The sequence below is a fragment of the Pseudoalteromonas shioyasakiensis genome (assembly GCF_022398475.1).
Lineage (GTDB): Bacteria > Pseudomonadota > Gammaproteobacteria > Enterobacterales > Alteromonadaceae > Pseudoalteromonas.
In genome coordinates, this window is record NZ_JAKEVM010000113.1 from 1 (window position 1) to 13,903 (window position 13,903).

The window sequence follows — 13,903 nt, forward strand, 5'->3', positions numbered from 1 at the left end:
CTTTAGCATAAATATAAAAAATTAAATATTTACTTGTACAGACTCGACCCCATCCACACGTGCATTTAATACTTTACCTGATTTTTTGTTTTTTACACGTACTAATTCGTCTAACGTGCCATCTTCTAGAGCAATTCCGGTGGTTTTAATTCTTAACCCGCGTAATGAAGCATAGATAGTTACATTATCGCCTTTACAAACCATACAAACTTGGCTCATAACAATAGGTGTGCCGTCACGTAAATTGCGCTTACTGCGACTGCCAATAAGTATAGCCTCATCTTGAACATATTGCGTTCTAACAAATTGCTTTGGCTTCATTTCGAGGCGTAAATGTTCAGGGCGAATGACCTCTCCACGGGCTAAATTAGTGGTAACAACAACCACAGGTTCGAGCTCAATAATGCGCACGTGAACGTATTGGGTCCAACTATTTAAATCTTGGCACTTAAGTTGTACAGTTACCTGCCGATTAAAAGGAGGCTCTGTTGGTAACTCTTTGTTAATTGGTGACTCACATAACCTCTCAGGAATGCGACTATCTAATGGTAAAGCACTAATTTGAGGTGTGGTGTCCAGATCAGGGAGCTGCTCGCTAACAAAATCGATGGCGATTTGTTGAAGTTGCTCGGTATTATAAACTTCTGCCTGTAGTTGTGTTGTAAACAACAGGCTAGTAAGAAAATAAAAAACACTGTATCTTCGGCTTTTTTTTAACAAACTCATATTGTTTCGACTATGCTTATGGTTGAAAACAAGGTATAAATATTTTGCGTCAAAAAACAGACGCTTTGTAACCTTATGTAGCTTTAACACAAAGAAGGCAATTATTGTTCCAGCTCTGATTGTTTATCTTTAGGAGATTGAAATGGCAGGCATTTTAGACTCAGTTAACCAGCGTACTCAGTTGGTTGGGCAAAACCGCCTTGAATTACTATTATTCAAACTCAGAGGGCGACAACGCTTTGGTATAAACGTGTTTAAAGTAAGAGAGGTTCTGCAATGTCCACCACTTACTAACATGCCTAAATCAAATGCGTACATTCGCGGTGTTGCGCATATCCGTGGTCAAACTATCTCTGTTATTGATTTATCGATGGCTGTAGGTGGCCCTGCAATTGAAAATATCAAAGACAGTTTTATCATCATTGCTGAGTACAACCGTTCAGTGCAAGGGTTTTTAGTTGGTGGTGTTGAACGCATCGTGAATATGAACTGGGAAAAAATAATGCCGCCGCCTTCGGGAGCCGGACGTTATTCTTACCTAACTGCGGTCACTGAGATTGAAAACGAATTAGTTGAAATTCTCGATGTAGAAAAGATATTAAACGAAATTTGCCCAGTTAACACTGAAGTGAGTGCTGAAGTAGTTGGTGAAGGTGAGATTCAGCGTGACTTGGGTGAGCGTATTGTTTTTATTGCTGATGACTCTGCAGTAGCTCGAAACCAAGTCAAGCGTGCGCTTGAACCTCTAGGTGTACAAACTGAACTAGCTAAAAACGGAAAAGAAGCACTTTTACGTTTAAGAGAGATTGCTCAGCTCGATTGTCAAAATGATATTACTGAACGTGTTGGTCTATTAATATCTGATGTAGAAATGCCAGAAATGGACGGTTATACCTTAACCGCTGAAATTAAGGCTGATCCAAAATTATCACCTTTGCATGTGATCTTGCATACCTCTTTAAGTGGGGTGTTTAACCAAGCAATGATCGAAAAAGTGGGTGCTGATGATTTTATTGCAAAATTTAACCCAGATGAATTAGCGACAGCTGTGAAGAAATGGGTTCATTGTGATTAATTATTTATAGGTGGTATTACTTTGGAAAATAAGCATTTACAACAAAGCGAATACGATCAATTCCGCTCTTTTTTAGAGCAACAATGTGGCATTGTGCTTGGCGATAATAAACTTTATCTAGTTAAAAGCCGCCTTGCGCCGCTTATGGCGCGTTTTAATGTTGAATCTTTATCACAGTTGGTAAGTAAAACACTAAGCCCTCATGAGAGGCAGCTTCGTGCCGCTGTCGTTGATGCGATGACAACCAATGAAACGCTTTGGTTTCGTGACCAATATCCGTTTGAGTTATTGAAAACAAAACTATTTCCTGAGCTTAAAGATGTGCGTAGGCCACTAAAAATATGGTCAGCGGCAAGTTCATCAGGACAAGAGCCGTACTCAATTGCCATGTCTGTTGCCGAGTTCCAATCTAAAAACCCAGGTGTATTAAAGATGGGTGCGCAAATTATTGGCACTGATATCTCTAATACCATGCTTGATATGTGCAAGAATGCTGAGTATGACTCGCTGGCGCTCGCTCGAGGCTTGTCGATGGAGCGTCGTCAAAAGTTCTTCAAGGACAGCGGTAATGGAATGGCTCAGGTAGTTGACCCTATACGTAAAATGGTCAGCTTTAGACATTTAAACTTACTCGATTCATATGCCCTAATGGGCAAGTTTGACATCATATTTTGCCGTAATGTGTTGATTTACTTTTCACCAGAAGTAAAAGCTAAAATCATTTCTCAATTTGCTCAAGCTTTAAACCCGAAAGGTTACCTGTTTTTAGGTGCGTCAGAATCAATGGCGGGCTTAAGTGATAGCTTTGATATGGTTCGTTGTAACCCAGGTATCATCTATCAGAAAAAGTAAACTCTCCTTAGCAACCTAGTCCTTAGGTTGCTAAATTTACTTATTTTTCAGTCTCTTATATAAATCAAATTACTCCTAAATTTTTGGCTTAGCTTTTGCATTAACCTCTACAGAGTCAATTTTTTGGAGATGGTTATGGCTATCAGTTTTGATAAAGCATTTGGTGTTCATCCTCATGCGATGTTGATCCGTTCACAACGCGCTGAGTTATTAGCGACAAATATCGCTAATGCTGATACGCCGGGCTATAAAGCGAAAGATATCGATTTTGCCTCGGCATTAAAAGCGGCAAAAAGCAACCAACAAGGCGGCAATAGCATGGTAAGAACCGATGCTAAACATATTGCCGGGGGCAGTCGTTTTGTTGGCAGCGCAGAAATGTTTCGTACGCCAAATCAAGCAGATACAGGTGATGGTAACTCAGTCGATATACAAGTGGAACGAAACTTGTATGTACAGAACTCATTAGAGTATCAGGCAAGCCTGCAATTTATGAGTAGTAAAATTAAAGGCCTTAAAAAAGCCCTCGGTAGTCAAGGAGCTTAATCATGAGTTTGTATAATGTTTTTGATATTTCAGCAACCGGTATGAGTGCGCAAAATGTTCGCTTAAATACCACAGCCAGTAATATCTCGAATGCAAATACGATTAGTTCTAGTCAAGATCAGACATATCGAGCGCGCCACCCTGTTTTTGCTGCAGAGTTGACTAAAGCGTCAGCATCACAAAGCAATCCTCAGGGCTCTTCTGTTGGCGTTAAAGTGTTAGGCATTGTAGAGAGTGATAAACCTCTACAAATTGAATATAACCCGAACCACCCAAGTGCGGATGAAAATGGTTATATCTACAAACCTAACGTTAATGTTGTAGAAGAAATGGCAAATATGATTTCTGCCTCTCGCTCTTACCAAACAAATGTGCAAGTTGCTGATGCAGCTAAGCAAATGTTAAGTAAAACACTGTTGTTAGGACAACGGTAACCGAGGATAAGTTATGAGTAACGACATCAGCTCTGCATCATCATCCTATATGGATAGTTTGCGTTGGAATCAAAGTAGTACGCAAACAACTGAAGAAGACAACAACACGCTTTCTCAGGAAGATTTCTTTTCGTTGTTAACACAGCAGTTGTCGTTTCAGGATCCGAGTAATCCTGCTGATAACGATCAAATGATTGCGCAGATGACGAACTTTACCATGGCTGAAGGTATTTCAAACTTAAACGAGAAGTTTGATTCACTCACTGCATCAATGACATCAAATTCTGCGTTACAGGCTTCGACTCTTGTTGGTAAGCAAGCACTGCTTGAATCTGACACCATTGATTTTGATGGCGAAAATCTAGCTAAAGGGTCGGTGGTTGCAGAAACCGCTGTTGAATCTTTAACGCTAAGAATAACGGATTCATCAGGCCAGTTAGTGCGTACCATTGAATTAGGTTCTCAGTCAGCGGGTGCACTTCGTTTTGAATGGGATGGTAAAGACAATGATGGCAATGTGCTACCAGAAGGTGAATATGACATCAGTGCTGAAGGCTTTGTAAATGGAGACTACAGCAGTATGCCAATGGCGACCTTTAAGAATATTGAAAGTGTCAATATTAATGGCGCAAGCGGCATTATCGTAAATACAAAAGAGGGTGCGGTTAGGCTAACTGATATAGCTGAAATCGCATAAGTAAAAAAGGTTTGGGTTAGCTTAGGCTAAGAGATAGGTTAGAGGTGAGTTATGAGCTTCAATATTGCATTAACAGGCTTAGCAGCCGCGCAAAAAGATTTAGACGTTACCGCAAATAACATTGCTAACGTTAATACTACGGGCTTTAAAGAGTCTCGTGCAGAGTTCGCTGATGTATACGCATCATCAGTATTTAGTTCTGGTAAAACAAAAAATGGTGACGGTGTAAGAACAACAATGGTGGCACAACAATTCCACCAAGGTTCGTTATCTTTCACAAATAACTCACTTGACTTAGCGATCACTGGTGAAGGTTATTTCGCAATGGCGAATGACCTAGGTGCACAAGACTTCACATATACCCGAGCAGGTGCGTTTAAATTAAATAAAGATAACTTTGTAGTCGATGCTAATGGCAACTATCTACAAGGTTTCCCTGTTGATGAAGCAACCGGTGATACCACTTCTGTTAGCTTAAGTACATCTTCTGCACTACAAATTCCTGATGCATCAGGTTCACCACGTGCAACCACGAATGTTTATTCATCTTTTAATCTAGACTCTCGAGCAACTTCACCGTCAGTGACGCCGTTTGATCCTGAGACAAGTGCTTCATATAACAGCTCAACATCAACAACAGTGTATGATTCATTAGGTGAGCCACATATTTTACAATTCTTTTTTGTGAAAACTGATTCAACAACTACTGGTAATGAAAATGAGTGGGAAGTGTATGCTACTTTAGATGAAAAACCGTTTGCTGCGGATGGTACTGAGCAAACTACGTCGCCATACACGCCTATTTCGACTTTTCAGTTTGACTCAAGTGGTTTACCACTAAATACAGATGGTGTAGCAAACACTGACACTACGTTTGACCCATTAACGTTACCAAATGGTGTTGGTGCTGCGGCAGGCTTATCTGACTTACTTTCTAATGGTGCCAGCTTCCCAGATGATGTCACTATTAATTGGCGTGATGAAGCAGCAACAACAAATAAAATTCCTACTCAGTATGCTAGTAACTTTGAAGTAAAAGCACTGGAACAAGATGGTGCGACTGTAGGTCGTCTATCAGGTATCGATATCGGTTCTGACGGTAAAATTGTTGCTTCATACAGTAATGGTGATACTTCATTCCTAGGTCAAGTTGCGATGGTACGCTTTTCGAACTCACAGGGTTTACAACAAGTGGGTGATACAGCCTGGAAGAAGAGCCTTACATCAGGTGAACCTATTGCTGGCGAACCAGGTTCAGGTACTTTAGGCTCAATTAACTCATCTGCGCTTGAACAATCAAACGTAAACCTAACTAACGAACTTGTTGACTTGATTAGTGCGCAGCGTAACTTCCAAGCAAATTCACGTGCGCTTGAGGTTAACTCAACACTACAGCAAAACATCCTACAGATCCGTTAATTTTAACGGCTCTAAGCTTAATCCGACACGAAGGCTGCTCCCTCTATTGGCAGCCTTTTTTCATTCTAATTATTCATTTTTCTCTTCTATTTTAGCGTCAATTTTACTTTGGCACTTTTATTGCATTTCTTAGTTATCGTATTTTTAGTGAGTCAATGTTATGGACAAAATGGTCTACATTGCCATGTCGGGTGCTAAGCAAAGTTTGCGAGGTCTTGAACTCAAGGCCAACAACCTTGCTAATGCTAACACCACTGGCTTTAAAGCTGATTTTGCACAAGCTCGCTCTATGCAAGCCTTCGGTGAAGGTCTGCCATCTAGGGTGTTTGCAATGCAAGAACGCCCTGGATCTAATATGGAATCGGGTGGTTTTGTTGAAACTGGCCGCGAGCTTGATATCGCGATGAGTGACCGTGGTTGGTTGAGTGTACAAGATGCATCAGGCAATGAGGCGTACACCAAAACTGGCACATTAAACATTACTCCAGATGGCGCGTTGATCACTAGCCATGGCCGTCAAGTAATTGGCGAAGGTGGTCCAATCATTTTGCCATTACCTATCGAGAAAGTTGAGTTTAGTGAAGACGGTGCTATTCAGGTTCGCCCACAAGGAGCGCCAGCAAACTTTTTGGAAGTGGTTGATCGCTTAAAAGTGATTGAGGCTGATAACACTCAGCTTGAAAAAGGTAATGACGGTTTATTTCGACCAAAAGAAGACATGTTGGTCAATGACCTTTGTGGTTTTTGTGATATTTCACCAAACGTAAAAGTACTGTCGGGTACGCTTGAAATGTCGAACGTAAACCCAGTGCATGAAATGGTCGACATGATCAGCAATCAACGCCAATTTGAATTACAAGTTAAATTAATGAAAACAGCCGAAGAGCTCGATGAGCGTCAAGATCAGCTGTTACGCATTGTTTAAGATGACTGAGAGGGTAGAGTTATGAATCCTGCATTATGGATCAGTAAAACCGGGCTTGACGCCCAGCAAACCGATATTTCGGTGATCTCAAATAATCTCGCGAATGCCAGCACGGTCGGTTACAAAAAAAGCCGCGCCGTATTTGAAGATTTACTATATCAAAACATCAATCAACCAGGTGGCCGTTCGTCGCAAGACACTGAAATGCCATCAGGTTTAATGCTTGGTGCCGGTGCAAAAGTGGTTGCTAACCAAAAGAACTTTTCACAAGGTAACATGCTTACCACAGAAAATTCATTGGACTGGATGATCTCAGGTCCTGGCTTTTTTGAAGTGCAATTACCAGATGGCAACATTGCATACTCACGTAATGGTCAATTCACCACTGACGAAGATGGTCGCATTGTAACTTCTGGTGCGGGTTTTCCATTACAGCCAGAAATGAACGTACCAGACGATGCACAATCAATTACTGTTTCGCAAGACGGTGAAGTGTCGGTACGTATTTCAGGGCAAGCAGAGAACGTGGTAATTGGTCAGCTAACAATTAGTGACTTTATTAATCCATCGGGTCTTGAACCTATGGGGCAAAACTTATACACAGAAACCGCTGTGAGTGGCGCACCTGTGCAAGGGAACCCAGGTATCGATGGTTTAGGTACTGTGGTTCAAGGTTCACTAGAAACGTCTAATGTGAATGTAACAGAAGAACTCGTTAACTTGATCGAAACGCAGCGAATTTATGAAATGAATTCAAAAGTGATTTCAGCGGTTGATGAAATGCTTAGTTACATCAATCAACAGCTTTAATGGGTAGGAGGCAGCATGCGTAACATTATCTTAGTCACATCGGCAGCATTAATGCTGGGTGGTTGTATGACAACGCAAAATCATCATGTGGTTCAGGATGACCCTTACTATGCGCCTATGTATCCGGAGCCAACAACAGAGCCAATGGTACCAACGGGTTCGTTGTTTGATAGTTATTCAGCAGATGACTTGTACTCAGATAAAAAGGCATTGCGCGCGGGTGATATCATCACTGTTAAATTGCAAGAATCAACGCAAGCCACCAAAGCGGCAAAAACCGAAACCGACAAAGAAACGGACGCTAGTTTAGACCCTGTTATTGGGCTTGGCGGTAATCCAGTTAACATTGGCGGTGATAGCATTCAGTTTGGTATTGGTTCTGGGGCATCGTTTAAAGGTGATTCAAAGTCTAACCAATCAAATAGCTTATTTGGTGATATATCTGTCAATGTGATGCGTGTTCTACCGAACGGAAATTTGGTTATTCGCGGTGAAAAATGGCTCACTTTGAACACCGGTGAAGAATTTATTCGCCTTGAAGGTTTAGTTCGTCCTGAAGATGTTCAAGCAGATAACACGGTCACATCAAACCGTATTGCTAATGCGCGAATTCAATACTCAGGTAAAGGGCAAATTCAAGAAACGCAAAGTGCAGGTTGGCTGTCTCGTTTCTTTAGTAGTTCGCTTTTCCCATTTTAGAGGAATAAAGTCATGAATGGGTTTAAATACATCATCGCTCTTTGCTTAATTAGCCTGCAGTTTTCTGCACAGGCTGAGCGAGTCAAAGATGTATCTATGGTTGAGGGCGTGCGCGCAAACCAATTAGTGGGTTATGGTTTGGTTGTCGGTTTGCCCGGCACAGGTGAACAAAGCCGATTTACTCAACAAAGCTTTAAAGCTATGCTGAATGGTTTTGGTATTACCTTACCTGATAGCTTAAAACCTAAGATTAAAAATGTTGCCGCTGTGGCTGTACATGCAGAGTTACCGGCATTCAGAAAACCCGGTCAAACCATTGATATTACGGTTTCATCTATTGGTAGTGCGGGTAGTTTACGTGGCGGTACTTTATTACAAACCTTCCTAAAAGGGGTTGATGGCAATACCTATGCGATTGCACAAGGCAGCTTAGTCGTTGGTGGTCTAGGTGCTGAAGGGGCAGACGGTAGCCGTGTAATTATTAACACACCCACAGTGGGTCGTATTCCAAACGGTGCCATTGTAGAACGTGCTATTAAGAGCCCGTTTATGCAAGGTGACTACATTACCTTTAATTTAAATCGTCCTGATTTCACAACGGCTAAACGCTTAGAGCAAACGATTAATGATTTAGTGGGTCCTGACAGCGCTCAGGCAATCGATGCAGCTTCAGTACGAGTGTTAGCACCGCGTGATGCTTCTCAACGTGTTGCTTATTTGTCGACACTTGAAAACTTAGAGTTTAAGCCAGCAGACACAGCAGCAAAAATTATTGTGAACTCTCGCACAGGCACAATAGTGATTGGCAAAAACGTGAAGCTACAGCCAGCGGCGATTACACATGGTGGTTTAACGGTCACCATTGCTGAGCAGCAAAATGTGTCACAGCCAAATGCTTTAAGTGATGGTGAAACTACCGTTACCAATCAAAGTATTATTGATGTGAACGAAGATGATTCACGTGCTTTTGTATTTAATCCAGGTGTTAATCTTGATGATCTCGTGCGTGCAATCAATGAAGTTGGGGCCGCACCGGGTGATTTAATGGCAATCCTTGAAGCTTTAAAAGAAGCGGGGGCGATAAACGGGCAACTGGTTATCATTTAAATTAAAACGCGCTTTCGAGCGCGTTTTTTGTTTTAGTATTTCTTAAATCATTTAGCACACAAACATCAGCCAAAATCTTGGCTCTGAAGTTACTCCATTCCTGTATCAGTTATTAGCCATTCATTTATAAAGTTTTTTATTGGCGCAATTTTTGCATTTTAATTTTCATTATTAACTATTGTGTCAAAAAGCTGATGGATACAAATCATCTCGACAAGCAAAACTTTTTTGATTTAGGCAACTTAGACTCATTACGTCAAAATGCCTTAAAAAGTGATGCCTCTAGCGATGCGTCAAAAGAGGCGCTGAAAAAAGCGGCGGCACAATTTGAATCTATCTTCACTCAGATGCTACTTAAAAGCATGCGCAAAGCAAATGAAGCGTTTGAAGATAAAGACAGCCCATTTAATTCAAGCGGCGTTAAATTTTTTGAAGAGATGCATGACCAACAAATGTCGGTTGAGCTTTCATCAAATGGTTCGCTCGGCCTAGCTGACTTGATTGTTCAGCAGCTCTCGCCAGACGGTAAAGAGTTTACACCAGGTTCTGTACTAAGAACGACGGCTGACTTTGATAGTGATAAACGCGCAAGCGGTGTCCTTAATAGCACTACTGAGGCTAAGGCTAAACCACAAGCTGTCGAGGATACATCAGCGAACGAGCAATCAGAAAACCGCTTTGAAGATGCTGAGTCTTTCATTAGCTCTGTTTGGGAGCACGCTAAAAATGCGGCTGAAAAAATTGGCTTAAACCCAGCTGTGATGGTTGCTCAAGCAGCACTTGAAACGGGCTGGGGTAAACACATCATCAGTAAAGCTGATGGCACAAGTAGTAACAACTTATTCAATATTAAATCGGATAGGAGCTGGCAAGGTGATAAAGCAAGCAAAGTCACGCTTGAGTTTGAACAAGGTGTGCCAGTTAAAAAGCAAGCAAGTTTTCGCTCTTATCAATCGATTAAAGACAGTGTGAACGACTTTGTGGATTTTTTAAATGAAAACCCACGTTATCAAGAAGCACTTAATAATACCGCAGAGCCTGCAGCCTTTTTAGATTCGTTACAAAAAGCAGGCTATGCAACTGATCCAAATTATGCCGATAAAATTAAGCAGGTATTGAAGCGCGTTGAGCTTCAAAGCGTCGCTGCTTCATTGGTACGTTAAGGAGTAGACCCTCATGTCATTTAGCTTATATGACATAGCAAATGCCGGTGTAAGAGCTAACTCTGAGCTTTTACAAACCACCAGTAAAAACATCGCCAACGTTAATACCGAGGGCTATGTGCGTGAGCGTACTGAGTTCACAACCATGATCGATAACCAAGTCGGCCGTGGTGAAACGTATCGCTTACTAAATGAATTTGCACAAAAGCAATTAAATAGAGATACCTCTAATAAAGCGTTTTTTGATCAGTTTGTAACTGAAGCAAGCCGTGTAGATAGCTTGTTTTCAGAAGAGTCAAACAGCTTATCAACGAGCGTAAATTCGTTTTTTAACAATGTACAAGAAAGCTTAAATCAACCGTCATCAACAGTAGCTCGTTCACTGGTCATGACGGATGCACAAAATTTGATTGATCAAATGGACAGGTTATCGAGCATTGTGGTTGACCAAAAAGCAGTAGTAAATGAGCAGCTAGAAATCTTTTCAGATGAAGCAAATAACCTGATCCAAAATATCAGTGATTTAAATACCAAGATTGCTTCGGTTCATGGTACTGATCGTGAGTCAGTATCAAGTGGTTTATATAATGAACGTGATAAAGCAATTCGTGATCTATCTGAGCTGATTGATATTGAAACACTCGATGGTAATAACGGCGAGAAACAAGTGTATTTAGGCTCTGGTCAAGCACTTGTCATGCAAAGTGGCACATTTAACCTGTTTTCATTCAGTGGCGATCCTGATCCGAACTTTAAAGAATTAAAACTTGATATAAACGGCGGCAAAGCCGTGCCGCTTGAAGTTGATGTGAGTAAATTGAAAGGCAAAATTGGTGGCTTACTGGCATTTCGTGACGATATTTTAGTTCCAGCGCAAAACCAACTTGGTCAAATGGGCTTAGCATTAGCCGATGCCTTTAACCAACAAAATAGCTTAGGTATGGACGCTAATGGTGAAATTGGTGGCGATATTTTTGCTATTCCAACGGTAGATGCGTTTGGTTATCAAGCGAATACGGGCACATCAACAATGACGGCAACCCTTGAACCTGGTAAAGGCAGCGAATTGCCAGCAAGTGATTTTATTGTGACCTATACAAGCGCAACCACTGTTGAGATTCAGGCAATTGATAATAAAGGTGAACCCATTGGCACCGCATCTACAGCGAATGTGACTGCCGGTGTGATTGACTCATCAACTATTACGGGTGGTGAAGCGTTTGGTTTACAGCTCAACGTATCAGGTGCTGCAAATACTGGTGACCAATTTATGGTTAAGTTGAACTCTCAGGCTGCAACTAGCTTAGAGCTTGCAACTGAACGTCCTGAAGATTTAGCGTTAGCATCACCTATTCGAACTGCGAACGATATCAATAATACCAGTGATGCAAGTATTTCTGCTGGCACAGTGTCCGATATTGACAACTCAACGGGTATTACCGTGGGTCCCCCACCGAGTTTGGCGAATGGCGATATCACACTCGTGAAAACGGCGAATGCTAACGAGTATCAAATTACAGATGGTAACGGTACATCGACGTTTACCATTACACCACCTGCTGAGAATATTCTTGCTCAAGCAGGGGCGCCTTACGATACCTACGGCTTTGACTTTAATATTGAAGGATCACCTGCAACAGGTGACACCTTCACAGTAGAGTTTAACACTGGTGGTTTTGATGATAACCGTAATGGTTTGCTATTGGCCGATTTACAAAATGGTGAGCTAGTGCGTCAAAATGTTGAAGCAAGTAGTACAGCCGATAATCATAAAACGTTTAATCAAGCCTATTCAGGCATTGTCACTGATATTGGTGTAGTGACTAGTCAAGCCCAAACCAATGGTGCGGCCTTTACAGCATTGGCTGATCAGTCTGAAGCTTGGTATGAATCGCTATCAGGTGTAAACCTTGATGAAGAAGCGGCAAACTTACTGCGCTTTCAACAATCGTATGCAGCATCAGCACAGGTCCTTTCAACAGCACGTACTATTTTTGACACCTTATTAAGTGCGGCGAGGTAATTATGCGTATTTCAAATAACATGATGTATAAGAATAACCTTAACTCTATTCTTAACTCACAGCAAAATGTAAACAAAGCGCAAGAGCAGGTTAATACTCAAAAGCGTGTATTGACTGCTGCTGACGATCCTTCGGCTACGGCTCGCGCACTACTTTATACAGATCGCATTCAGGGTAATGAACAGTTCACAAAAAACATTACAATGCTGAATAGCCGCCTAACAACAGAAGAAAGTGTGCTGCAAAATATTAAAGGTGCGCTTGAGTCTGCTTATACTTTATCTATTCAAGCTGGTAATGGTGCGTATAGTGATATCGACCGTGAAGGTATTGCTGAAGAAGTTAAAGCATTGCAAAGTACGGTACTTGATTTGATGAATGCAAAGACCGAAGACGGTAAATTTATCTTTTCGGGTTACCAAGATAATACTCCGTCTTACACCTTTAATAGTACTTCTGGTCGCTATGAATATGGTGGCGATCAGGGGCAACACAAAATCAAAGTGGCTGAAGGTGTAGAAATCAAATCAAGTGACAATGGTTTTGATACATTCGAAAAAGTAAATGCTCGACTAAATGTGGCATCAAACGACGGCACTGTGTCAGGCGGTATCACAAGCTCAAAAATTTATGTTACTGAGCAAGCTGATTTCGATAAATTCCATCAGGCAAATTACAACGCAGACCCTGCCGCAGCCGCAAATGCCAATACACTAAGCTTTATTACTACCACAGGCACACCTAATACATTTGTTGTGCAGCAAGCTGGTGTAACGATTGACAGCGGTAGTTTTGAAAACGGTAAAATTGAATATCAAGGTATGGAGATTTCTGTTTCACCTGTTGCAAATGGCCAAGTTGATGTTGACCTTGAAGCACCACAAAAAGAGAATGCGTTAAATACTTTGGATGACCTGATAGCAGGACTAACCAATCCTGATTTAACTCAAGAAGAGTTTGATCAAGTTTTAGCTGATGCCATCGTACAACTCGATAATGCCAAAAATCAGGTTTCACTTGTTCAGGCCGGTTTGGGTGGTCGTTTAAATACGGCCAAGAAAATCGAACAATCAAACGGTGACTTAGATACTAGCAATAAAGCTGCAAAAGCTGAGCTTGTTGAGCTTGATATGGCTGAAGCGATTACTGAACTCACCAAACAAGAAACATCACTGCAAGCTGCACAGGCAACATTTGGCCGTTTGGCTAACCTCTCATTATTTGATTACTTATAATTTATGTAGGTTAAGCTTATTTAATAAACTTWACCTACAAAACCTTCCTTAAGCTTCACACTTTAAAAGCGTTTTTAGAGCACTCTTTTTAGTATTTATATCTTTAGTAAAACATCGTGATAGCGGCTTTCAAGGTAACCAGATGCCATGTTTAGTTAAAAAGCTAAAATATTTCTCTTTTAAATACAGTGC

Annotated in this window: 14 protein-coding genes; 13 read left to right on the plus strand and 1 reads right to left on the minus strand. The window is 41.3% G+C overall.

Annotation, left to right across the window (positions count from 1 at the left end):
- Positions 1-21: 21 nt before the first annotated feature.
- The gene (gene flgA, locus L1D51_RS16345; protein ID WP_054562223.1) at positions 22-726 is read right to left on the minus strand and encodes a flagellar basal body P-ring formation chaperone FlgA; all 705 of its coding nucleotides are present in this window, start codon (positions 724-726) and stop codon (positions 22-24) included.
- 142 nt (positions 727-868) lie between these two features.
- Here flgA and L1D51_RS16350 point away from each other — a divergent pair, with 142 nt between their 5' ends.
- The 13 genes from L1D51_RS16350 to flgL all read left to right on the plus strand — a co-directional run bounded on the left by L1D51_RS16350 (position 869) and on the right by flgL (position 13,711).
- Positions 869-1,801, plus strand: coding sequence for a chemotaxis protein (locus L1D51_RS16350; RefSeq protein WP_054562222.1), 933 nt, complete (start codon positions 869-871; stop codon positions 1,799-1,801).
- A 21-nt stretch (positions 1,802-1,822) separates the two neighbouring features.
- A complete protein-coding gene (locus tag L1D51_RS16355; RefSeq protein WP_054562221.1) occupies positions 1,823-2,653 on the plus strand; it encodes a CheR family methyltransferase in 831 nt (276 codons plus the stop codon).
- 135 nt (positions 2,654-2,788) lie between these two features.
- Positions 2,789-3,199 (plus strand): flagellar basal body rod protein FlgB, encoded by a 411-nt coding sequence (gene flgB, locus L1D51_RS16360; RefSeq protein ID WP_054562220.1) that lies wholly within the window; start codon positions 2,789-2,791, stop codon positions 3,197-3,199.
- Positions 3,200-3,201: 2 nt separating this feature from the next.
- The gene (gene flgC, locus L1D51_RS16365) at positions 3,202-3,633 is read left to right on the plus strand and encodes a flagellar basal body rod protein FlgC (RefSeq protein ID WP_054562219.1); all 432 of its coding nucleotides are present in this window, start codon (positions 3,202-3,204) and stop codon (positions 3,631-3,633) included.
- A gap of 13 nt (positions 3,634-3,646) precedes the next feature.
- Complete coding sequence (locus tag L1D51_RS16370; protein WP_054562218.1) at positions 3,647-4,330, plus strand: flagellar hook assembly protein FlgD; 684 nt, start codon at positions 3,647-3,649, stop codon at positions 4,328-4,330.
- A 51-nt stretch (positions 4,331-4,381) separates the two neighbouring features.
- A complete protein-coding gene (gene flgE / locus L1D51_RS16375) occupies positions 4,382-5,749 on the plus strand; it encodes a flagellar hook protein FlgE (protein ID WP_054562217.1) in 1,368 nt (455 codons plus the stop codon).
- A gap of 160 nt (positions 5,750-5,909) precedes the next feature.
- Positions 5,910-6,674 (plus strand): flagellar basal body rod protein FlgF, encoded by a 765-nt coding sequence (locus L1D51_RS16380; RefSeq protein ID WP_054553307.1) that lies wholly within the window; start codon positions 5,910-5,912, stop codon positions 6,672-6,674.
- A gap of 21 nt (positions 6,675-6,695) precedes the next feature.
- Positions 6,696-7,484 (plus strand): flagellar basal-body rod protein FlgG, encoded by a 789-nt coding sequence (gene flgG / locus L1D51_RS16385; RefSeq protein WP_054553306.1) that lies wholly within the window; start codon positions 6,696-6,698, stop codon positions 7,482-7,484.
- Between the two features lie 15 nt (positions 7,485-7,499).
- Positions 7,500-8,183, plus strand: coding sequence for a flagellar basal body L-ring protein FlgH (gene flgH / locus L1D51_RS16390; RefSeq protein WP_054562216.1), 684 nt, complete (start codon positions 7,500-7,502; stop codon positions 8,181-8,183).
- Positions 8,184-8,195: 12 nt separating this feature from the next.
- Positions 8,196-9,290 carry a flagellar basal body P-ring protein FlgI gene (locus tag L1D51_RS16395; RefSeq protein WP_054562215.1) on the plus strand — a complete coding sequence of 365 codons (1,095 nt, stop codon included), beginning with the start codon at positions 8,196-8,198 and terminating at the stop codon, positions 9,288-9,290.
- A 194-nt stretch (positions 9,291-9,484) separates the two neighbouring features.
- Entirely contained in the window at positions 9,485-10,453 is a 969-nt protein-coding gene (gene flgJ / locus L1D51_RS16400) for a flagellar assembly peptidoglycan hydrolase FlgJ (RefSeq protein WP_054562214.1), read from the plus strand.
- A gap of 13 nt (positions 10,454-10,466) precedes the next feature.
- The gene (gene flgK, locus L1D51_RS16405; protein WP_054562213.1) at positions 10,467-12,476 is read left to right on the plus strand and encodes a flagellar hook-associated protein FlgK; all 2,010 of its coding nucleotides are present in this window, start codon (positions 10,467-10,469) and stop codon (positions 12,474-12,476) included.
- Between the two features lie 2 nt (positions 12,477-12,478).
- Entirely contained in the window at positions 12,479-13,711 is a 1,233-nt protein-coding gene (gene flgL, locus L1D51_RS16410; RefSeq protein ID WP_055020697.1) for a flagellar hook-associated protein FlgL, read from the plus strand.
- The last annotated feature ends 192 nt before the right edge of the window (positions 13,712-13,903 follow it).